Source organism: Paenibacillus sp. V4I7 (genome assembly GCF_030817275.1).
Lineage (GTDB): Bacteria > Bacillota > Bacilli > Paenibacillales > NBRC-103111 > Paenibacillus_E.
Window position 1 is genome coordinate 2,222,753 of record NZ_JAUSZD010000002.1, and the last position, 22,773, is coordinate 2,245,525.

Consider the following 22,773-nt stretch of genomic DNA (forward strand, 5'->3'; position numbering starts at 1 on the left):
CTATTTTGGTAAAGGGGATTTGGTCTATGAAACGTTTACTGAACATGATCGTTGTCTTCATGCTGTTTTTAGCACTAATGGCTTGTACATCAGCACCGGTTAATATGGATTCCGTGTCCAATCAACAGACAGCTCCGAACAAATCGCAGAGCAATGGGAAAAAAGTTCTATTTGTCGGAAGAGACAGCGGTGGAGATGCTATCGTTTCCAAACGCTTAAAAGAAGTGCATGGCTTAGAAGTCACGGTAATATCGGACAAAGAAGTTTCTCCTGAAAAAGCGAATGGATATACGCTAATCTATGTAAGCGAATCCGTAAATTCCGGTAAAATCCGTGACAATTTTGTAAAGGCTGCCGTACCCGTTATTTATGCCGAGCCTCAATCAACCTCGGATACAGGAATGACGATTACCGATGGATACGGTAAATTGGATGCAGGGAACGTGGCAAAGACGATTCAAATCAAAGACAGTAAGCATCAACTTGCAGCAGGGCTTCAGAACCAGGTGGACGTCTATAAAGATAACGGGAAAATGGGATATGCTACCCCTGGCTCCGAGGCGATTGTTGTGGCTACGGTACCGAACGATGATCAAAAAGCGACCATTTTTGCCTATGAAAAAGGCGTGAAAAATGCAAAGGACCAACCTGTACTCGCGCGCGAAGTGTTCTTCTATTTGTTCAATGGTGAAGAGATTAATCAAACTGAAAGTGGCTGGAAACTTTTCGATGCAGCCGTTCGTTGGACCGTTGGGAAAAAATAGCATGTACTGCTAAGGAGGATATTTCATGAAGCGATTTTTGAGCCTTCTCATTATTGCGATGATCATGATTTTCGCTACGGCTTGCACAGCAACAACACAGGGTAATCCTGATGCGAGTCAGGGTGGGAATACTCCGAAAGTATCTGGAAAAAGTAAGAAAGCGCTCTTTGTCGGTAGGGAGAGCGGTGGAGATGCCATTACAATTAAACATTTGAAAGCACTCGGATTTGAAGTTGCAGTGACTTCGGACAAAGAGCTTACTGCCGCCGAAGCGCTGAAATATGCTTTGGTATTTGTCAGTTCAACTGTCAACTCCGGTCGAGTTAGCAACAAGTTAATTGCTTCACCGATACCCGTCATATATGCTGAATCTCAAAATATAGGTGATGTGGCTTTGTCGGGTAAATCGACGGACACGGATAATGGCGATTTCTCCGGTAAAACGGTTACGATTAAAGCCGGCAATCATCCGATGGCAGCTGGGTTAAAAGGCAATGTGGATGTCTATAAGCTAGACGGGAAGATCGGTTTCGTCGTGCCAAGCACGGAGGGAGTCATTGTTGCCTCAGCTCCCGATGATGACCAAAGAGCCGTCATTTGCGCGTTTGAGAAGGGCGTCAAAAACTTAAATAACGAATCTGTACCGGCACGTCAAGTGTACTTTTATTTGGTAAATGGAGAAGAAATCAACCAGACCGACGATGGCTGGAAGCTCTTCGATGCAGCCGTAAAATGGGCAATCGGAAGCAAGTGATACTCCTTTACGAAAAGGAACAAATTCTTTAGGCTTCTCCGTTCAGGAGGGCCTTTTCGTTGGTGCGCTTTACAGTCACAAATCTGAAGGAGGTCGTATAACTATGAACATCAAGTTCCGCTACAATCACTTAGCAACCATTGCCTTGTCTGCCACATTGGCTTTGGGAGCCATCACACCTGTTTGGGCAGATGGCAATCAAATCGAAATTTCGTTGGCGGTAGGTAGGGTACCGATAACTGGAAGCAGTTATTTTGAGTTGAAACAGATTCATGTTTTACCTAATCAAAGTGGGAATCTAGCGACATTTACCATTACCATTCACAACGAAGGAAGCAGCGAGTTGCAATTTATTGATTATTGGGCTCGGTTGAATAGCAAATCCGGTAATCAATTTACAGCGCGTTTACTGCCTGCTGATAAAGATAAGAACCGGGTTGCTCCTGGTTCAACGACAGATTTAACATTCTATGCGACTGTTAACCCCAGCACGAAATTGCAAGATCTCGTTGTCCAATTTATCAAATGGGATTTTGGTCAATCAAATTTTGAAAGGGTACTTGGAGAAATCGCGGTACCAGATGATTATACAGATATAACGCCCCCAGATGGTGCTGCAGCCATTTCAGTAGGCGGTGTCCAAGTAAATGCTTCTATTAAGAAGTTCGTCAGCAATAAGAACGAAAAATATCACGTTCCAAATGTGTATGTGACTTTAGAAAATGCTGGCAGTCAAACAGTTGCCATTCCTGCGTACCTCTTCTCGATTCGCACGCCAGAGGGGCTGCTTTATCCGCTTGAAGCTAAGGGACTGAAAGAGTTAAAGATCAATCCGAAGGAGAGCAAGGAGATTCAGCTCTCTGGTTCCATTCCGGTGACGGTTGCCGCGGATTCTTGGCAGTTATCCGTAGCGGAAACCATTTCAGACCTGAAGTTAAATGTATCCGTCGCGAATTTTGGGCTGCCAGCAGTTACGTCTCAGGAAGGCGGATCAATTGGAAAAGAGTATTCCTTCACAAGTAAATCGGGTGTTTATACCACTCAACTGGGTGGACTTTATCGACTGCCTTGGGAAGATCAAGACATATTGACGGCCGATTTGACACTAAGTAATAAAGGTGAAGAGTCATTGCCTATCCCAAAGTTATCCGGATATTTCCTGCTTGATGATGCTGTCAAAATCGATGCTAAGCTTATTCAGACAGCTAAAGTGATTGGATTGGGAGCAGGAGCAAGCGTCAATCTGCAAATTGCGGGCAAAGTGCCGTATACGTATGAGTTTTCTCACGTGAAGTTAGTTCTGCAAGAAAATGATGCTGAAGCGCCAGCTTCAGAAACGGATAACGGCGGTGCCACAGCTACGGATGTTTTGGAATTCTCCACACAGTCAGAGCTTCAGGCGATTCCTTTCATCGGTTTGGGCCAGTCTTACTCAGTCAATGATGTAGGGCGTAAGGCAAAGTATGTGATTCACAGTGTGTCCACCTATGAGGACAAAACGAATATCATGTACTCGGCCATGGTTGAGGTAACGAATTTGGAGAAGCGATTCACTAATGTTTCCAAGCTATTCGCCAATTTTCGTTCACCTGACGGTACGGTATTCCCGGCCTCGGTTGCAGAAGTGAAGAATAAGATTAGTCCATCAGGAAAAGCACTGCTAAATGTATGGGCTTCAGTACCAAGAGGCTACTCTACTTCAAATATGAACTTACTTCTTGGAGAAGCAGTCACCGAAGGCAAGCTATCGGAAGGTGAGAAAGCCGTTGCTGATTCCTATGTGAACCCAGTTGCTTACTGGCTGCCGGCTGAGAAGACTAACGTAGCCACAACGCTTAAGAATGTCGAATTATTCCCGTATACGATAACGGTTGATAAAATTGGTACGAAGATTGAGGATAAAGTATTTACTTTAAAGTTCAACTACGAGTTAACAAAGGAAAAACTAACAGAAATTAATACCGAAGGCCATAACTTGCTGCTTGTTTTTGAAGATGGCGGCGGGATGAAACGCTTTGAGAAAAAATTTGATTTCAAAGACTTTGACGTTATAAATGGAGACTCCACAGCGGATGAAGATACGAAGATTCGACTTGGCAAGAGAGAGAATTTTCAAATCACGATCCCAGACCCGGGACTCATTTATAACACTAAATTCCTCGAGAAATATACGCTCAGTATTTATGACGAGTTCCAAGGTCAAAGAAAGCTGCTGGCGTCAGAGAAAGCTGATTGGTTTATTACAACGGACTAGTTTATTTATCGAAGCGAAGGCACTCAGCCTTTGCTTTTTTTGCAAAACACCGTATGACGGGAATATATGGCAAGATGCAACAAACAACCTATAAAAAGAAACTATCCCCTAATGAAAGCACAATTCATTTTTAATAAAGTTGTTTAGAAAGCGCTTCCGTGTAAAGCGAAAATCATAAAGGAGGTTTAATGAAGAATGAAAAAGTATCTTTTGTCATCCTTATTGATTGCGTTGGCATGTTTAGTCATGGCGGGTTGCGAGTCAGAGTCTGTAAGTTCTGAGCAAACTCCGGCAGTCGCCAAAACAACGGAATCACCGGAGAATGAATTGTTCATCTACACGGCCTGGCCTGCGTTTTACGTCAAGGAAGAAATATTTGAAAAGCAGATTGGCCAATATATCAAGAAGAAGTTCCCGGATATTAAAGTCAAGCATATTCATTGGGATAATCCGGGCAGACGGTATGAGGACTTGATTGCAGCGGGCACTATTCCCGACATTGTATTTGATGAAGTACGCCGCAACACATACAGACAGGTTCGAAGATTTGATATGCAATATGACATGACCGATTTGATCAAAAAATACAATTTTGATACCAACAAACTGAACCCGGCAGACATGCAGCATTCCATTAATACATCGGATGGAAAACTGTATTCGCTGCCCTTTAATTCGAACGAGTGGGTGCTGTTTTATAACAAAGATATATTTGACAAGTTTGGTGTGGAATATCCGAAGGATGGCATGACTTGGGATGAAACTTATGAGATGGCCAAAAAGTTGACGCGTCAAGAGGGAGAAATCACCTATAAAGGTTTTCAGATGAATCCTGCCCATTATTTGAAGTTTAACCAGCTATCGGAACCTGGACTCGACCCCAACGAAGACAAGGCTTCCATGGTATCAGATAAATGGGTGAAGAGTGTAGACAATATTAGGAGATTCTATGATATTCCCGGCAATCAGTTAGTCAAAACGAATGCCTTTTCTAAGGGGAATATTGCGATGATTGTGGACTCCTTGGAAAATGCGGTGAGATTGGTTAACGAGAACAAAAGCTTAAACTTCGATGTTTCTTCCGTTCCAGTTTTTCCGGAGGCGCCTAAGTCCAAATTTCAGCCCAACACGAACGGCATGTTTATAACGAATCAATCCAAAAAGAAGGATCTGGCGTTTCAGGTCATTGCTTATCTTCTGTCGACAGAGATTCAAATTGAACAATCCAAACAAGGAATCATTTCTCCTCTAATAGACCCTGCGGTTCAACAGGTATTCGGGCAAGGTATTCAGGAGTGGAAAGGAAAGCATCTCCAGTCGCTCTTTTATTTAAATAGTGCTAAGCCTGCTCTTCGTAAACCCGGTTTGACCTTCATAGACTCGAATACGGATATGGTGTGGAATTTAATTGCGGAAGAATCCAAAGATAGCCAAACGGCACTGCGTATGACCAATGATGCCATGAACAAAGCAATAGAAGAAACGAAAGTGATTCAGAAGGATGGCGGAACTAGTCAACATCAATAGAGTTTACCACGGTACGGAAAGATGCAACAAACAACCTATAAAATAGAACTACCCCCCTAATGTAAGCGCAATAAATTAGTAATAAAGTAAGGATATAAAAGAGTGCCAAACGAAGTTGCCGGTACTCGCTTCATTTTTTAATAAAAATAGAAGCGTTTACATGGCGAATAATGGAGGCGAGCTATGAAGAAGAATCTCTTGTTAATTGCGACGAATCACCGTTATTGCAGGCTACAAATCAGAACCTATGTAGAAGAGCTATCAGCAACATCCAGGTTTGTATATGAGAAAGCCGCCAAGTGAAAATCACCTTCCAAAGCGAATGTATCAAGATCAAGAATTTAGGGGGAATTAGTTCAATGAAACGTTTTCTCATCCTGCTCGTCATCGCTTTGATGACAATGACCATGATCGCCTGCTCGTCATCCAAAGAAAATCCTGATGCGAGCGTCTCGCCAAAAGTCACCGAATCGGTCGCGCCTACGATGTCACCAGTGCCTACAGTAACGGCAGCGCCTACGGAATCTTCCAAGGCTTCTGCACTGCCTACGGCTACTTCAATGGCTTCAGTAACGCCTGCACCTACGGAATCTTCTAAAGCATCAGTAACGCCTGCAGCTACAGATTCATCCAAGGCTTCGGCAACGACTGTACCTAAGGATTCTCCGAAAGCTACAGTGGCGCCTTCACCAGCTGCGGCCAAACCCGAGCCAACGCCGCAGCCCGAAATATCACCTAAAGGGAAAAAAGTGCTCTTTGTTGGGCGGGAACAAGTTCCTGTGCCTGCGGAAGATGTTGCAATAGCCGATCGTTTGAAGGGTATGGGCTTCATTGTTACTAAGCTTGGCGATAAAGATTTTACTGCCGATGAAACCAAAGGTTATGATTTGCTGTATTTCAGTCAAACGGTGAACTCTAAGTTTTTGAAGGGTGGCGTCATGAAAGATGTCGCGATTCCAACCGTCTATGTGAAAAGCCACGGTATGTTCTATCTGGGCCTATCCTCGCTCGAGGAAGGAGCTACGGTTAAAAAAATAAAATCGATCGACATCGTTGATAGCAAGCATAAAGTTGCCGGTGGATTATCAGGCACAGTGGACGTGTTTAAAGAAGCTGACACGGGTTACGGTGTTAGTTTCGGAATAGTGGGCAAGGAAGCGAAAGTGATTGCAACGATCCCGGGAGATAAGACGAAAGCTGCACTCTATTATTACGATAAAGGCTCGAAAGCCGATAACGGATACACGACTAAAGCTCGGTTATCGTTCTACTATTGGAGCAATGGAATGCAGGATAATTCAACTGACGCAGGGTGGAAGCTTTGGGACAATATCGTTCTATGGACTTTGCAAAACGGCTAATAGTTGTAGAAGCAATCGAATAGGACAATTATTCTTCATTGGAGGTACTAAACACCGTGAAAAAATATGTAAAGAGTACTTTTTTTATCGTTTCATTGCTCACACTGTTGGCAGGATGCGAGAAAGGTCCAGACTCCGCTCCTGTTGCTGAAGCCAACAAACCGATAAACAAGTCACCTGAAAATGAATTGTTTATTTACACGGTTTGGCCATCTTTTTATGCAAAAGAAGAAAATTTCGACAAACAAATCGGCCAATTTCTTAAAAAGAAATTTCCAGATATGACGATTAAGCATGTGCACTGGGATAATCCGGGCAGACAATATCAGGACTTGATTGCGGCCGGCACGATCCCGGACATTATCCTTGATAACACCCGTATGAATGCGCATAGATATATTATCGATAACGATCTTCAGTATGACATCAGCGATTTGATCAAAAAGTATAACTTCGATACAAATCAATTAAATCCGGCCCACATGGCTCAGATGAGAAATATGACGCCGGATGGGAAGATATACGGTTTACCATTCAATAATAACGATTTCGTTCTATTCTATAACAAAGACATTTTTGACAAATTCGGCGTCGACTATCCGAAGGATGGCATGACCTACGACGAAGCATACGAATTGGCCAAAAGGCTGACCCGTGTGGAAGGCGAAATCACATATAAAGGGTTTTCTCAAAACCCAGGCCATTATATGAACTATAATCAGCTTTCTGTTTCGCCGCTTAGCCAAACGGAAGACAAGGCAAGCTTGAACACACCGGAGTGGAAAAAGATTGTCGACAACTTGAGACGTTTCTATGATATTCCCGCCAATCAGTTTGATACCGTCGAAACTTTTGCTACAAAAGGAAATATTGCCATGGCTGTGGCAACGGTGGACCATATTGTTTCGTTTCATGAACAAAACAAAAACTTGAACTTCGATGTCGTGTCGGTACCTTCATTTAGCGATGTTCCGGATACGAGGTATCAACCAAACCTATATGCCATGTACATTACGAAACAATCGACGAAAAAGGATCAAGCTTTTCAGGTTATGGCCGCAATTCTCTCCGAAGAGCATCAAGTCGATTTGGCAAAAGAAGGTGTAATCGTGCCTTTGGAAAGCAAAGCTGTCCAAGAAGCGTTCGGACAAAATTTAACTCAAATGCGAGGTAAGAACACGAAAGCTATTTTCCATGGCAAAACTGCTATGCCTCCGGCAGCACGCGCAGCAGGTTTAGCCTGGTATGACGTTCCGATGCAGAATGTATTCGGCCCGTTGATTTTCAAAGAGTCGAAAGACTCTGTAACGGCACTACGCATGATTGAAGAACAATCGACGAAAGGAATCGAAACAAAGAAAGCTGAACAGGCTGCACTCGATAAAGCTGTAAAGAAATAATCAAACCTATTAAAGACCTATAAACATGAGTAAAAGCCCCTATAATAGATTCATCTTTTCGTATTAATGTTAGGATAGTGCAACGATGCCTTTGCTGAGGAGGTGTATATGTTAGTCGTGTAAAATAATACCTGATTTTTTCTTAACTGACTGCAAGCTCGTCTCTTTGCAAATCTAAAATTGGAAGGTGATCTGTATGAAACGTATAACAATGCTATTCATGGTTCTTCTCTTGTCATTATCTTTACTTCCGCTTGCTTTTGCAGCCGATACCGCTTCGGATAATCAAGCTTCTACTACTAAATCCGTGGATGATTTCAAGGATTTGAAGGATCTGCCGCAAGATGTGAAGGACAAATTTGATTCGCTGATTAAAGGTGGCGTTTTTAACGGATTGACGGAAGATACTTTCGGTTTGGATGCCGAAATGAATCGCGCGCAGTTCGCCAAAGTGGCTGGCATTATTTTTAAATTAACAATTGATGAAACGCTTACAAGCTCTACATTTACCGATGTTCGCTCTGACGATCCGGCAAATTCCTATGCACTTCCCTATATTGAGGCGCTCAAGAAAGCAGGGCTAACAAACGGGTATGATGCAGAAGGGAAAACTTACAAACCATCCGGTGCAGTGTCTCGGCAAGAGCTTGCCGCATTCCTCATAAGGGGTCTTGGTTTGGAGGAAGACGCTAAACAAGCTACGCCTGTTACGGACAACACTGTGGACGCTTGGGCAAAAGGATATGTCGCGCTTGCGCTTGAAAAGAATCTCATGACGAACCAAGATGATGATAAATTTGGCGGTACGAAATCGGCTACAAGAAAAATGTTAGCGCTCGCAAGCTTTGAAGCGAAGAATCTCTTCGATGGGGATGGCACGACAGAGCCGGGCACACCGACTACTGATCCAGTTACACCTTCCGGTGAAGTGTCCGCAGAAGGAAAAAAAGTACTATTTGTAGGAAGGGACGCATCTAGCATACCTCCGGATGATGTTGTTGTTCAAGATCGTTTGAAGGCTCTTGGTTTTAGGGTGACCAATATTGTTGATAGAAAATTCACCGCCGATAAAACGGAAGGATATGATTTGATCTATATCAGTCAAACCGTGAATTCCAAGTATCTTAAGGGTGGAGTCATGAAAGATGTCGCGATTCCAACCGTATATGTGAAAAACCACGGCATGTATTATCTCGGTCTTTCCTCAGTAGAGGAAAATACAACGGTTCTAAATATTAAGTCTATAAGCATTGCAGACAGTAAGCATAAAGTTGCGAGCGGGTTAACAGGTAATGTAGATGTATTTAAAGAAGCTGGACCCAAATTTGGTGTTGGTTACGGTGTTATGGGCAAGGAAGCAAAAGTGATTGCTACCATACCCGGCGACAAGTCGAAGGGTACTATATATTATTATGATAAAGGCACGAAAGCTGATAACGGGTATGCCGTTAAAGCTCGTATATCGTATTTCTCTTGGAATGGGCAACATGATATTACTACTGAGGACACATATAAGCTTTTGGATGCTCTCGTTTTATGGACATTGCAAAACGGTTAATTTCTTTTCGCTGTATGAAAACTCCAGTTTATGGACTGGAGTTTTTTTCAACATAATAATTTAATAAGGAGTGGTAAAAATGAAACAGATAAAGTTTTTTAGCATGAGGTTAGTTATCTGTTCATTGTTTTTCTTAACTCAATCGGCTTTTGCGCAAAATAACCCTACGATACAATGGACTAATGCCATATCAAGCAGTGATTCTAATTATAACCATTGTTATTCCTCAGCAAATGTCGGTGATGGCTATGCCAATGTAGCAGGATACAATGATAAAGAAAATTGTTCGGGAATATCTACAAGTGAGACTTATGTTGAAAACATTTCCCGAATTACATTTGGTTGGGCGTATTATGTGGAGAGAGACGCTAATATCACGGTAACAGTCTCTACATATGCAGGAGATTTGTTCAACATTACGAAAAATGACAGCAGTGATTATGAGTATGAAACGGCTATCGATTTACCAGGAGGATATTCTGGCCCCCTATATTTCAATGTCGATGTCAGTGCATGGGATAATGGTTACGGTGAAGCGAAAATTGAGAATATTGTTTTTCAATAATTGAATGTTTGAAAGCGTTCGCAAAGAGGAAACAACCCTGTTTCCTCTTTGTTTTTTATTTCACAGAAATTCAATCTGTTTCCACTCGTTAATGTTGGAGCAAACAACCTATAAAGATGAAAAGAAACCCCTAAACTTCGCTGACGTTTTCATAGTAATGTTAAGTTTGCAAAAACTTCGAATGATAAGACGCAACGGCGATTTAGGAGTGTGACTATCCATGATGATCGAGCAAAAACAGCAAAGCGCCACAGTTCTAATGCAGGCGGAAGGTATTACCAGGGTGTTCGGACGCGGCTCTACCGCCGTTCACGCTCTGAAAGGAGCCAACCTATCGATCGCCTCACATCAATTAGTTGCTCTCAAAGGGCGGTCTGGATCAGGTAAAACGACGTTAATGAATATGTTGGGTGCTCTTGACAGGCCTACGGAAGGCAAAGTGTACTTTCAAAATGCTGAAATCAGTGGATTCTCAGAAAAGAAACGCAACGAGCTGAGACGTGTTCACATGGGATTGATTTTCCAATCCTTTGCGTTAGTTCCATTAATGACGGCTTATGAGAATGTGGAGTTCGGGTTGCGCATTGCGGGCATTCCTTCTGTGCACTATAAGGACTATACGGAAAGGGCACTTGATTTCGTAGGGTTGAAAACCAGAATGAAACATCGTCCTTATGAGATGTCCGGTGGAGAGCAGCAGCGGGTAGCTATTGCTAGAGCGATTGCTCATAAGCCTTTATTGATTTTGGCGGACGAGCCGACAGCGGAACTGGACAGTAAGATGGGACTTCAAGTAATGAAAGTATTCAAGGATTTGGTTCAACACGAGGGGATGACCATCATTATGACGACTCATGATCCCTCAATAATGAGCGTAGCCGATCATGTATACACATTGGAGGATGGTCAAATTGTCGAAGAAGCTTAGCAAAATCCTGTTCCCGATGCTTGGAATATGGTGTATGGCTGGTACCTTGGCAGGCTGCTCTTTGCTGCCGATTGAAGAACCAGAATTGAAACCGCCGCTTGTTCAACCTCTCACAGAATCCTTAACGCTTTTTGAGGTGAAAAACGCCAATATCGCCAAGCAAATTACGGGAGTCGCGACGTTTGCATCGGATCAAATGGATTACTTGTTTTATAAAGAATCTGGCGGCAGATTGACGTCAATGAATGTGAAATTGGGAGATAAAGTACATGCAGGTGATGTGGTAGCTTCAACGGAAACAGGCGATCTTGAAACGAAAATTCGTTTGCAAGAAATTACGCTCGAAAAGATTAAAATTTCAATGGCACAAGAAATAGCCGATAAGGGTGGCGATGATCCTGCGGTTCGTTTGAAAATGCTCGATTATGAAAGCGCTCAAATTCAGTTGAAATCGCTTCGGAGCCAATTGGAGAGAACAACTCTCGTGGCAACGGTCGACGGTATTGTAACATATATTGAACCGATGAAACTGGGTGATCAAGTATCGGCTTATAAACAGCTGGTGACGATCTCAGACCCGAATAAGATGAAATTAGTTTATACGGCCTCTAGTCAAAACGATGTAGTTGGTGTGGAAATAAACATGGATGTCAATGTGAAAATAAAAGACAAGACGTATGTAGGGAAGGTCGTTCAAACGCCAATGACCGCTCCGATCAGCGATAATAAAACGGTGCAGGATAGGAATTCGAAGTCACTCTTTATCAACGTGCAGGGACTGCCGGCAGAAGTGACGATTGGTACCCAAGCAGATATCACCATTGTGACGGAAAAGAGAGAGAATGTGCTGGTCATCCCTAGAGCCGGGCTGCGCAGCTACATGGGGCGCGACTATGTACAGGTTATGGAAGGAGAAAGCAGAAAAGAGATCGATGTGGAGAAAGGGATCGTTGCGGCAAGGGAAGTGGAAATACGGAAAGGTATTACCGAAGGGCAGAAGATTATTTTGAATAATTAGGAGGTTAAGAGATTGGCATTATTTATCATGATCTTGCGCAAAATGATCAATAATAAATGGCTGGAGCTTAGCCTGCTATTCGGATTGGTGTTATCTGTGGCTCTAACGAGCACGATGCCGATATATACAAACGCGATCTTGCAAAGATTACTGATTCAGGAGCTGCAGCAATTGCAAACCTCTAGCAGTCAGTATCCCGGCATCTATTGGTTATCAGCAAATTTGGTTCCAGAAGATAAGCAAAAGAACGAAAAAATTTCTGAAACCGATGAATTTCTGAACAAAGCCAGCCATAGCTTTGGCCTCCCTATCCAGCAACTCGTCCGTGAGAGGTCAACGCAACGGTACGGACTTGCTCCGGCCGAACCAGACAAAGTCGATATCAACAGACAGCGGTCGGCGGATTTGTCTGCCATTGATGGCATGGAGGGACACATCCGGCTATTAGACGGGCGTCTGCCTGAGAAAGAACCTATTAATGGGGTATATGAAGCGCTTGTAGTAAAAGAAGCTTTGACAGAACTTGGCATGGTGTTGAATACCGTTTTTACAATCCAAGATGGAGAATATGAAGCAACCGGTTTACGTCAAGCCAGTAGGTGTATTCGATCGTAAGGATTACACGGATCTATTCTGGTATAACATCCCAAGCAGCTATAAAAACAGCTTTCTGATCCATTTTGATTTATTTGAAAAAGAGTTCACTGCAGGCAGCAAGCTAAATATTCAGTCTAGCTATTGGTATTTGGCCCTTGATTATAGCAAAATGTCGCTGGTATCCACGAACGATTTCATTGATGCTCATCGTACGATCACGGCCCATATGGATAAACGTTACGAAACTCACAATATGAATGCTCCTGCCTTACAAACTCTGGGCGCTTATTACGTTAAAGAAGCCAATCTAAGGCTCATGCTTTGGTCGTTAAATGTGCCTGTTATGCTCATGCTCGCCTTTTACTTGTACATGGTTGCAAACTTGATCACGGAACGCCAGAAAACGGAAATCGCCGTATTACGCAGTCGTGGAGCTAGTCGTTTGCAAATCATTTTCAGTTATGTTGTGGAGGGCTTAGTACTCGGTGCAATTGCTTTCTTCATCGGACCGTATTTCGGTGCCTTTTTGACTAAACTATTAGGTGCGTCTAGCGGGTTTCTTGAATTTGTCCAGCGGGCTAAGCTTGAGGTTGAACTGAATCGGGATGCTTTCCTGTATGGGTTAATTGCTGTCGCAAGTTCACTTGTGATGACGCTGATTCCGGTTTTTCTTGCTATGAGGGTTACGATTGTCGGGCAAAAACAGCAGTCGGCAAGACAGGAGAAAAGCTCTTTTTGGCATAAATATTTCATCGATGTGATATTGATTGGGGTAGCCCTTTACGGCTTGAATAATTATAAAACGCGAATTAAGGAGCTCCTGTCGCTTGGCTTAAAATCCGGCGATTTAAAGGTAGATCCGCTGCTGTTTCTCATTCCAGCACTTTTTATATTGGGTATGGGTCTGCTCATTCTTCGATTTTACCCTTGGTTTATGCGTTTGGTGTTTAAAGTTGGCAGACGCTGGTGGCCACCTTCCCTGTACAGCACATTAATACAAGTCAGCCGTTCGACCATTCAATACCAATTTATTATGGTTTTTCTGATTATTACAATTGCCACAGGCTTATTCAGTGCCAGTGCAACCCGTACCATCAACAAGAATACGGCCGATAAAATCCTATACTCCGCGGGCGCCGATATCACGACGCAAATCCGTTGGGAGAATGACGCTCCTCCGGCTATCTTGACAGGTTTAATGGAAGAGTCTGAAGAGGAAGATACTGATTCCCAAGCTGATTCCGATGCTCCACAAAAGACACAATATACAGAGCCGTCATTCCTGCCTTTTACGCAGCTGAATGGTGTGGAACACGCTGCAAAAGTGTTTAATAAAAAGGATGCGATTTACATTCGGGGAAAGACAACTGAGAATATACAACTTATGGGAATAGAAAGTAAACAATTTGGTGAAACCGCTTGGATGCGCGATAGATTACTTGACCATCATATCAATGAATACTTAAACTTGATCGCACGCAATCCATCTGCTGTTTTAATATCGAAATCGATGGCCGAAGAATATAGTCTGAAACCTGGCGACACGATGACTGTAGGCTGGGAAGGTGTAGAAGGAGCACAATTTACTGTGTATGGGGTGATTGATTATTGGCCGTCTTGGAATCCAAACCCAGGGGTCAATGATACAGTGACAACCACAACGAAGCAGGGTTCCACTACGAAAATAAAGAAGCCAAATCTTGTGATTGGCCAACTTCCATATATTCAAAACAATCTTGCGCTGGAGCCGTATGAGGTTTGGTTGAAGCTGAAACCAGAGGCAAGCAGTCAAGCGGTTTATCAAGCAATCGTCGATCATGGCTATGAGATAGAGTCTTTGAGGGATGCCAAACAGGAACAGATTAAGTCGATCAAGGATCCCTTCCAGATGGCCATTAATGGTGTGATGACGCTTGGTTTTCTGATATCGATCTTCATTTGCTTTTTTGGCTTCCTGTTATATTGGGTTCTATCCATATTCGCTCGAACGCTTCAGTTCGGCATTTTGAGAGCGATGGGCATTTCCTTTTTCCAGTTGATACTGATGCTTGTTGGTGAGCAAATCTTGATCTCCGGTGCGGCCATCTTTATTGGAATTCTGACGGGAAACGTGACGAGTCATTTGTTCGTACCCTTATTTGAATTGTCATTCGATCCCAAAACACAGGTACCTCCATTCGAAGTAACATTTGATCCTCGTGATCAAGTTCGTCTGTATTGGATCGTTACGATGATGATCGCGATCGGATTAGGAGTACTTGGGTCTTTCGTATCACGTATTCGAATTCATCAAGCTGTTAAGTTGGGGGAGGATTAGTATGATCCATTGTGATAACCTGGTCAAAATTTATAAAATTGCCGATTTGGAGGTAGTCGCCTTACAAGGATTGGATTTGCACGTGGAGGCTGGTGAATTAATGGCCATTATCGGCAACAGCGGAAGCGGTAAGTCGACACTGCTTAATATGCTTGGGGGGCTTGACCGCCCCTCGGCAGGCAGTTTAAGGGTGGATGGCAAAGATTTGCTGGGCATGTCGGAGAAAGACATCGTGAGTTACAAACGGGAGACCGTAGGCTTCGTATGGCAGAATAATGCACGGAATTTAATTCCTTACTTGACGGCACTGGAAAATGTGGAGCTGCCCATCTTACTTCAGGGCAAGCGCAAGCGAGAACGGGCCATGGAATTGCTGGAAGCCGTAGGCCTTAGCCACCGGCTGAAAAACAGATTGAACCAACTCTCAGGCGGTGAACAGCAGCGTGTTGCCATCGCTATAGCGCTGGCGAACCATCCGAAGCTCTTGCTTGCTGATGAACCAACAGGCTCTGTGGATACGAACATGGCTAATCAAATTCTTGATTTGTTCCGGCATTTGACCCGGAGTTTGGGGTTAACAGTCGTTATTGTTACGCACGATCCGCTGCTTGCCAAAAAAGTGGATCGCGTAGTGGCCATTCGGGACGGGAAAACGTCGTCGGAAATATTGCGCCGTAAATCATTCGATCAAGAGCTGCTTGAACTGGATCAGTGTATAGAAGAGCAAGAACTAGAGTCTCACATCGAATATGCGGTGCTGGACCAAGCGGGCCGGTTGCAAATTCCTCCAAACTACTTGGAATCAATCGGAGTGAATAACACGAATAAAGTTCAAGTTACGTTGGAAGAGGGGAGAATCGTACTTCTGCCTCCAGTAATGATGAAATAAACAACCTATAAAGATGCATAAAAGCCCCTATGAAAAGTTCGCATTTTTGCCATATAGTTAGGTCATGCAAGTAAACTGAGACTGGAGAGAGGGTTGATGTGATCAGAGAAATAACAGTGTTTCATACAAAATGTAAGCGTTTTAATACGAGGCGTATTCGCTTCTCGGGAGGTGCAGGCATCAAATGAATAAAAAAATTGCGCTATTTTTATCGTTCTTACTGTTGTGTTACTGCTTAGCTCCTTTGGCCTATGCGGAGGATACAGCTTCGCAAACTTCACAGACGACAGTCGCGCCGTCAACATCGGCTACATCATCTGAGACGTCGTCGACAACTACAAAAGCAACAACGCCATCATCGTCAGTAACTTCAGACACGTATCTGGCTGACCAGTTCGGCGATTTGAAAAGTGTTTCGAAGGACGACAAGAAAAAGATTAATGCTTTATTGAAAATGGAGGTGATCGACACGGCGTCGGTAGATTCCTTCGGTTTAGACCAAGAGATTACTCGCGCCCAATTAGCGAAAACGGTCGCTATCGTTTTAGGACTGCGCATTGATAAAATGGTTACAGCATCGAGCTTCTCCGACGTCAAATCGGATGACCCTGCGCGTCTTTATATCGAAGCTTTGAAGAACTCGGCTCTTTCGTACGATGTGGTAGATAAGTTCAATCCAACCGGGCAAGTGACCCGCCAAGAACTCGCGATGCTGCTGATCAAGGGACTTGGTTTGGATGAGAAGGCGAAAGCAGTGACTCCTAGCAAGGATGATAGCGTAGACAATACATACAAGAGCTACGTTGCCTACGCACTTCAGCAAAAAATCATGACTAACCAGGTTAATGGCAAATTCGGAGGTAATGTCTCTGTTACAAGAAAAGCGTTTGCACTGGCTGTTTATGCAGCGATGCAGCTGCATTTAACAACAGCGAAGCCTGAAAAAGCTTCTATTGCCGAAGTCAAATTAATCGGTACGGGTAAATTGTCCGTGAGACTAAATCGGGAAGTCGACACGAATAGTGCAATTTTGGCCGTTACGAAATATGGTTCCGATACAGCGTTGTCATCAAGCACCGAATGGTCGGATGACAGTATGACCGCCATCGTCGAAACGGACGCATTAACTTATGGGAAATATACAATTGAATTGTCCGGGTTAGATGCTGGAAGCATTGATAAGGGTAAAATTGAAATCATCTCTGAAGTAGGAAAGATCCAAAAATTGGAGATTGTTACTTCTACCGAAAAGCTTCCTAAATCCAAAGCAATCATCGCGTTCAAAGCCACAAATCAGTATGGTGAGACTATAGACATATCGGCAAGCGATTTGAATATCACGGTAGGTGCGCAAAATCGCAAAGTGGATTTTTATCCCAAGGAGCAAGCTTTTATCATAGATTTAAGCAATGAATTTATAGGAAGTACAGTCATGGTTTCTTTATTAGAAACACGCAGTTTCCAGTCAGCAAGTAAAACATTTATCATTGACGACTTTCCTGTGGTGACGAAACTCGAGCTAGGTGATGATCTGATGTACCCTGGCGGAAACACGATCTTTAAAGCCGGAGTGAGAGCGTACTTAGTCTTAAAAGCCTATGACCAGCATGGAAATCCCATCGTTGATTCCAAAATTTTGAACATGGGAATTCAAAAGGCATTTACCGGAACATGGGGGAATGTAATAAATAATTCAGGGCAAAACGATTTCATCGATTTTGACAACGACGGTTATCCAGAATTGCAATTGGAAGCCAACCGGGATATGGACGGTAACCAAGAAGTGACTATGGATTTGTTCTTCGCTGGTCAGCAGGTGTCCAAGAAGATTAATGTAATAGCATTGAAGAAACCTGCTACAATTGCAATAAAGCCCTTAACAGAACCGGCGGCAGAAGGTGACGGAGAGAAGTTCTTTGGTTTGACCATCAAAGATTCAACGGGTTACGAGTTCAGTTCAGCTGAAATTGTGGAGGCAGAAACGACGGGTAGAATATCCGTATATGCCACAGGTGGTATCGTGTTGGAGGCAGATACATTAACACGTAAAGATCCCGTAACAGGTACTGAGAGAAAAGTTGCAATTAGGTCCACGGATGGACAAATACGGGTTAAAGAGGTGAAGGCAGCGGGACCGGCGACCATTAATGTTCGATTGAATGCGCTTAATCAAACAGTGACGATGCCAATCCATATCGAGAAACCCCGCAAGCCCAATTCAATAAAGCTAGATGCCGACAGTTCTGAGAGCGTTACTATGTTTCCTGGGGTAACGCCTACAGTAAAGTTCATCATCAACGATCAATACGACATCTTATACAGAACAAAGCGGGGCGATTACAAGGTTGAAATGAAACTCGAGAAAATCAGCGGCGATTCAGGAGCGCTCACTGGAACGAGTGGAGGTGTGGTGCTTAACGATTTGAACCCAGTAGAACTAAGGGATCTTGATCAAATATCCAATCAATCTATAAACTTAGTTCCACACGCAACACTGAAGGGAAGCTACCGTTTGACCGCTACATTGGTTCAAGTCGACCCGAGTGGGCAAATCCAAGAATCGTTGCAATCCCTATCAGTAGAGGTGGACGTCATTGACCAGTATAAAGTGGATTTGACTTACGAGATTGACCCAGGAAGCACTTCCCTCTTAGCGACCGGTAGAATGCTCTATGATAGCGGAATAACCAAAAGTGTAACAGATGCGACATACTTGTTCACCAACTATTCGAGTTTTCAAAAAGATTTAAACATAAACGTGAAAGATAGCTCAGGTTATAAAGTAAGTCTTTCTGCTCCGATTAAGGCAGTTACCTTCAGCAGGCCAAATGTCATCGGATATAGAAATGGTAAGATGATCGGTCTTGATAGCGGAAAGGCCACCGCGACTGTTTATCTCGATACCCCGTTTGGGATGAAAAAGGTCACTGCAGAAATAGGAGTTACTGCAGATCCAATGAGTGTGTCTGAAATTAAGTTTGCATCTAACGGACCAAAAGAAATTTCAAGCGCCACTCTGAATGGTTTGTATGTGTGGAACGCTAATCTATTGGGCAGATTGCAAGCTGTAACCAATTATGCTACATTCACGAATCAACCAAGTAATAGCAGTCCTACTGGTAATCAAGATCAGATTACTCCTTACAATGATATTCTGAATGTGCAGGTGTTCATCAGCGACATTGTTTACACGGAACCTGTGGCAAGTAAACGGGATACAATCTCAGTCGGTTCCGATTTTAAAATATCGTATACCCCAAAAGGGGCAACGAGCAACATTAAGCAATTTACCATTCATGCCGTTGGAGGAACCCAACTCAAATCGTTCATAGTTGCCGTAAAATAGGCAGCGTTTACCCCCCCCCCCCCACGTCGGTTTACCGACAGGGGGTTTTTGTTTTTGGTGATGCTTGGTAGCACTGAGTGCTTCGACAGGATTGACCTATATTCAAGATCGTATTTACTAATTCTTTGCGCTTCGCATATTTGTATACTTAACCTAAGATTGGAGGGCGAATACTTTGGCAAGAAAAAGATATGTCATCTGCGGAGTTAGTACGAGAGCGAACGGCATGTTTATCAAGAACATGCTGGAAACTTTTCAGTCGCATTGTGAAATTGTTGGATTGCTGGATGCGGATCCCGGACGATTTACGAATTGTTTCAAGAAATTCCCGACGTTGAGTGGGCTGCCTGTTTACCTTCCCGATCAATTCGAACAGATGATCATGGAGACGAGCCCCGACGTCGTTATTGTCGCAGGTGCGGATCATACCCATGCGGATTACATTGTTAAAGGATTGGAGCACCATCTTGAAGTCATATCGGAAAAACCGATGGTCACGAATGGCACAGATTGCAAGCGTGTTCTGGATGCGCAGAATAACAGTACGGGAAAGCTGTATGTGACATTTAATTACCGCTACTCACCGATTCACACGAAAATCAAGGAATTGATCCTTGAAGGCAGAATCGGGAGGGTTACATCTGTCGATTTGAATTGGTATCTCGATACCTATCATGGCGCAAGCTATTTTAAAAGATGGAACCGTAAAAGAAGCAATTCCGGCGGATTGTCGGTGCATAAAAGCACCCATCATATTGATCTTGTCAATTGGTGGATCGATCAAAAGCCGGTGGAGGCTTTTGCATACGGCGCGCTGAATTATTTCGGTCCAGAAGGCGAACTCAATCCTGTCAAAGAAGACGGCAGGCACTGTGGAACATGCCAAGTCAAGCAGAATTGCACCTATTTCATGCGATGGTCTACACGGAGTAAAGAGGTTGTACCCGAGGACGATCATTTGACGAATATGGTTGCGCTACCAGGCAGCGCAACCGGGTACCGAGCTGATGGTTGTATCTTTGATTCGGAAATCGATATTGAAGATACATATGCTGCCGTTGTCAAGTATAACAAAGGGGCTATGATGAGTTATTCCGTTAACTTTTCGCTGCCTTATGAAGGATATCGTCTGGCGATTAACGGGACTAAGGGAAGAATCGAGACCAAGGAAGTGATGTCCAAGCGGACAACGCATCAGGTAGCCGAGCAAACCATTGAGTATTTCCCTTTGTTCGGCGGCAAAGAAACGATTCATGTGGTCCCGCGTCCCGGAGGGCATGGAGGAGGGGACCCTCTGATTTTGGAAGATTTGTTCTTAGGACCAGATCCGATTCGTCCCTATGAGATTATGGCAGGAGCGGAAGCGGGAGCTGACTCGGTGTTGACAGGGGAAGCGATATGGAAGTCAGTACAAACAGGCATGCCTGTTCGCATAGCCGACCTGTTGGTTTCATCGAACTGATTGATAGGAAAAAAGGGGGACATAACTGCTGTGTATGAGAATCTAGAGAATGTGGGAATCGCCCACTTTGATGTGAAAAGCCAGCTTCCGCGTTGGGTTTACGAATCTGCTATGAGAGCAGCACAGAAGGGCGAACAAGCGCGTTCAGCCATTAAGGACAAGACAGAGCTCAAGCTAAGGCAACAGGATATCCGCAAAGGGCTGGAACGCTGCATCGGCGGCATGCCTTCTTCGGATACACCATTAAATCCGAGAGTTACAGGTTCGGTCGAAGGGAATGGTTTCCGAGTTGAAAAAGTCATTTTCGAACCGAGGCCTCATGTATATGCGACTGCGAATTTGTATGTACCCAACGGGATAATTGAGCCCCGTGGAGCCGTGCTGCTTCTATGCGGACATCGTGAACAGGCTAAACATTGTGATGAGTATCAAACGGTTTGCCATTATATGGTCCATTCCGGTCTTGTTGTGATGTCGCTTGATCCAGTCGGTCAGGGGGAAAGGTTCGGATTTTACGATCCTGAATCGAAACAGGCTCCGATGACTAGCGTTACTGAGCATGAAAATGTCGGGCGGCAGTGTATGCCGTTAGGGGATAGTTTAGCCCGTTACATGCTTCATGACGCCGTACGCGCGATAGATTATTTATGCACTCGGACGGAGGTCGACCCGAACCGTATAGGAGTGACAGGCCATTCAGGCGGTGGAACGCAGACTTCGCTGGTTATGATGTACGATCAGCGCATTGCCGCAGCCGCTCCAGGCGGATTTATTATGAATCGGCCGTACTTTCTGCTTACCGGCAAAGCCCAAGATGCCGAGCAGAAATGGCCGGGTTTCTCCGCGCTAGGTTTCGACCATGAAGACATTGTAATGGCCATGGCTCCACGGCCTGTGCGCATTCTTGCTACCACGTATGATTCCGTCCCGATTGAAGGTCCCAGGCATACGGTAGCTGTAAACCGCAGATTTTGGGAGATGCATGGCCGAGGTGAAGATCTGGACATTTTCGAAGATGAAAATGTTCATCGATTTACGATTCCATTGGCACGTGCGGCGGCACAGTTTTTTTCTAAGCATTTGCTCGAAGGTACGGTTGTACAGTCAAGTGAAGAAATAAAGCTGATCCCAGCCCAGCAGCTATGGTGCACACAAAGTGGGCAGGTTATCGGCGAGCTTGAGCATGCCCAAAGTACGCACGTTGAAAATATGGAACGACTAGCGATATTTGAGAGGTCACGTCAAGCATTGCCAGAAGACGAACGAAAAAAGCGCGCGATCGAATGGCTTCAAAAGCGTGTATTTTCGGGCAGACAGCTTTGCGACCTTAACCAGCGTCCTTCTGGTGGAGGAGAAGTTGCGAATATGTGGGTGATCCGCAAGATCTGGTGGAGTCAAACTGGATTGTTAAACCATTGTTTACAATTTTTCGATTCGAAGCTTGCGGGGAATAAACTTCCTGTGACCATTGGCATTTGGGACGGCGGATCGAGCCAGCTTGAAGTGCATGCCAAGTGGATTGAAGAAACTTGCGCTTCCGGACGGATTGCCATGGTGCTCAATCCAACAGGAATCGGTCCGCTTCTTCCGCATTTGAATTCTCCTACGGATAAACCATTCAAACGATTCGGGATGATGGACAGATATACCGACGAAATGATGTGGCTGGGCGACAGTATGGCTGCAATACGAACATACGATGTATTGCGGGCAGTGGAGCTTGCAACTGGATCATCCAATATCGATCCCTCAGACATTAGACTATATGGTAGCGGACGATATGCCATATATGCCGGATTAGCGGCTTTGCTTGATGACCGCGTTCAGAATGTTTGGATGGAGAACCGCATGAACAGTATCTCCGATTGGATCAAGGAACCGTTTTACGATGAAACGGATTCCTTAAGCTTTATTTTACCCGAAATGCTCCGATATTTTGATCTTCCTGATATGGATAGATGGCTTGCCGAGAAAGGCAAGCTTTACGATTCTACGCTTGTTAGGAGCGATTTTGTGAGCTGAGGGAGGAGATG

At 44.1% G+C, this 22,773-nt stretch carries 16 protein-coding genes; all 16 read left to right on the top strand.

Annotation, left to right across the window (positions count from 1 at the left end; genetic code table 11):
• The first annotated feature begins 26 nt into the window (after positions 1–26).
• Positions 27–764: a hypothetical protein gene (locus QFZ80_RS11230; RefSeq protein ID WP_307558901.1), complete on the top strand. Its 738-nt coding sequence runs from the start codon at positions 27–29 to the stop codon at positions 762–764.
• Between the two features lie 25 nt (positions 765–789).
• Complete coding sequence (locus QFZ80_RS11235; RefSeq protein WP_307546661.1) at positions 790–1,518, top strand: hypothetical protein; 729 nt, start codon at positions 790–792, stop codon at positions 1,516–1,518.
• 103 nt (positions 1,519–1,621) lie between these two features.
• Entirely contained in the window at positions 1,622–3,772 is a 2,151-nt protein-coding gene (locus tag QFZ80_RS11240; protein ID WP_307558903.1) for a COG1470 family protein, read from the top strand.
• A gap of 195 nt (positions 3,773–3,967) precedes the next feature.
• Positions 3,968–5,299: an ABC transporter substrate-binding protein gene (locus tag QFZ80_RS11245; RefSeq protein ID WP_307558905.1), complete on the top strand. Its 1,332-nt coding sequence runs from the start codon at positions 3,968–3,970 to the stop codon at positions 5,297–5,299.
• 359 nt (positions 5,300–5,658) lie between these two features.
• Complete coding sequence (locus tag QFZ80_RS11250; RefSeq protein WP_307558907.1) at positions 5,659–6,660, top strand: hypothetical protein; 1,002 nt, start codon at positions 5,659–5,661, stop codon at positions 6,658–6,660.
• A 56-nt stretch (positions 6,661–6,716) separates the two neighbouring features.
• Positions 6,717–8,060, top strand: coding sequence for an ABC transporter substrate-binding protein (locus tag QFZ80_RS11255; RefSeq protein ID WP_307558909.1), 1,344 nt, complete (start codon positions 6,717–6,719; stop codon positions 8,058–8,060).
• A 196-nt stretch (positions 8,061–8,256) separates the two neighbouring features.
• On the top strand, positions 8,257–9,618 hold the full coding sequence (locus QFZ80_RS11260) for an S-layer homology domain-containing protein (protein WP_307558911.1): 1,362 nt from the start codon (positions 8,257–8,259) through the stop codon (positions 9,616–9,618).
• Between the two features lie 79 nt (positions 9,619–9,697).
• Positions 9,698–10,183: a hypothetical protein gene (locus tag QFZ80_RS11265; RefSeq protein ID WP_307558914.1), complete on the top strand. Its 486-nt coding sequence runs from the start codon at positions 9,698–9,700 to the stop codon at positions 10,181–10,183.
• Between the two features lie 220 nt (positions 10,184–10,403).
• Positions 10,404–11,111 (top strand): ABC transporter ATP-binding protein, encoded by a 708-nt coding sequence (locus QFZ80_RS11270; protein ID WP_307558916.1) that lies wholly within the window; start codon positions 10,404–10,406, stop codon positions 11,109–11,111.
• Positions 11,086–12,129, top strand: a complete 1,044-nt coding sequence (locus tag QFZ80_RS11275) for an efflux RND transporter periplasmic adaptor subunit (RefSeq protein WP_373460394.1) — start codon at positions 11,086–11,088, stop codon at positions 12,127–12,129. Before QFZ80_RS11270 ends, QFZ80_RS11275 begins: the two co-directional genes overlap by 26 nt.
• A gap of 12 nt (positions 12,130–12,141) precedes the next feature.
• Entirely contained in the window at positions 12,142–12,744 is a 603-nt protein-coding gene (locus QFZ80_RS11280; RefSeq protein ID WP_307558919.1) for a hypothetical protein, read from the top strand.
• Positions 12,698–15,043, top strand: a complete 2,346-nt coding sequence (locus QFZ80_RS11285; RefSeq protein WP_373460054.1) for an ABC transporter permease — start codon at positions 12,698–12,700, stop codon at positions 15,041–15,043. The genes QFZ80_RS11280 and QFZ80_RS11285 overlap by 47 nt, the downstream gene beginning before the upstream one ends.
• A gap of 1 nt (position 15,044) precedes the next feature.
• A complete protein-coding gene (locus QFZ80_RS11290; RefSeq protein WP_307558921.1) occupies positions 15,045–15,932 on the top strand; it encodes an ABC transporter ATP-binding protein in 888 nt (295 codons plus the stop codon).
• Between the two features lie 184 nt (positions 15,933–16,116).
• Positions 16,117–19,278, top strand: coding sequence for an S-layer homology domain-containing protein (locus QFZ80_RS11295; protein WP_307558923.1), 3,162 nt, complete (start codon positions 16,117–16,119; stop codon positions 19,276–19,278).
• A gap of 175 nt (positions 19,279–19,453) precedes the next feature.
• A complete protein-coding gene (locus QFZ80_RS11300) occupies positions 19,454–20,740 on the top strand; it encodes a Gfo/Idh/MocA family oxidoreductase (RefSeq protein ID WP_307558925.1) in 1,287 nt (428 codons plus the stop codon).
• A 30-nt stretch (positions 20,741–20,770) separates the two neighbouring features.
• Positions 20,771–22,762, top strand: coding sequence for an alpha/beta hydrolase family protein (locus QFZ80_RS11305; protein ID WP_307558926.1), 1,992 nt, complete (start codon positions 20,771–20,773; stop codon positions 22,760–22,762).
• The last annotated feature ends 11 nt before the right edge of the window (positions 22,763–22,773 follow it).

Coding starts and splice junctions, on each gene's coding strand:
- QFZ80_RS11245 (WP_307558905.1), top strand. CDS start 3,968: ATGAAAAAGTATCTTTTGTCATCCTTATTGATTGCGTTGGCATGTTTA.
- QFZ80_RS11240 (WP_307558903.1), top strand. CDS start 1,622: ATGAACATCAAGTTCCGCTACAATCACTTAGCAACCATTGCCTTGTCT.
- QFZ80_RS11275 (WP_373460394.1), top strand. CDS start 11,086: ATGGTCAAATTGTCGAAGAAGCTTAGCAAAATCCTGTTCCCGATGCTT.
- QFZ80_RS11260 (WP_307558911.1), top strand. CDS start 8,257: ATGAAACGTATAACAATGCTATTCATGGTTCTTCTCTTGTCATTATCT.
- QFZ80_RS11265 (WP_307558914.1), top strand. CDS start 9,698: ATGAAACAGATAAAGTTTTTTAGCATGAGGTTAGTTATCTGTTCATTG.
- QFZ80_RS11290 (WP_307558921.1), top strand. CDS start 15,045: ATGATCCATTGTGATAACCTGGTCAAAATTTATAAAATTGCCGATTTG.
- QFZ80_RS11230 (WP_307558901.1), top strand. CDS start 27: ATGAAACGTTTACTGAACATGATCGTTGTCTTCATGCTGTTTTTAGCA.
- QFZ80_RS11250 (WP_307558907.1), top strand. CDS start 5,659: ATGAAACGTTTTCTCATCCTGCTCGTCATCGCTTTGATGACAATGACC.
- QFZ80_RS11295 (WP_307558923.1), top strand. CDS start 16,117: ATGAATAAAAAAATTGCGCTATTTTTATCGTTCTTACTGTTGTGTTAC.
- QFZ80_RS11270 (WP_307558916.1), top strand. CDS start 10,404: ATGATGATCGAGCAAAAACAGCAAAGCGCCACAGTTCTAATGCAGGCG.
- QFZ80_RS11235 (WP_307546661.1), top strand. CDS start 790: ATGAAGCGATTTTTGAGCCTTCTCATTATTGCGATGATCATGATTTTC.
- QFZ80_RS11285 (WP_373460054.1), top strand. CDS start 12,698: ATGAAGCAACCGGTTTACGTCAAGCCAGTAGGTGTATTCGATCGTAAG.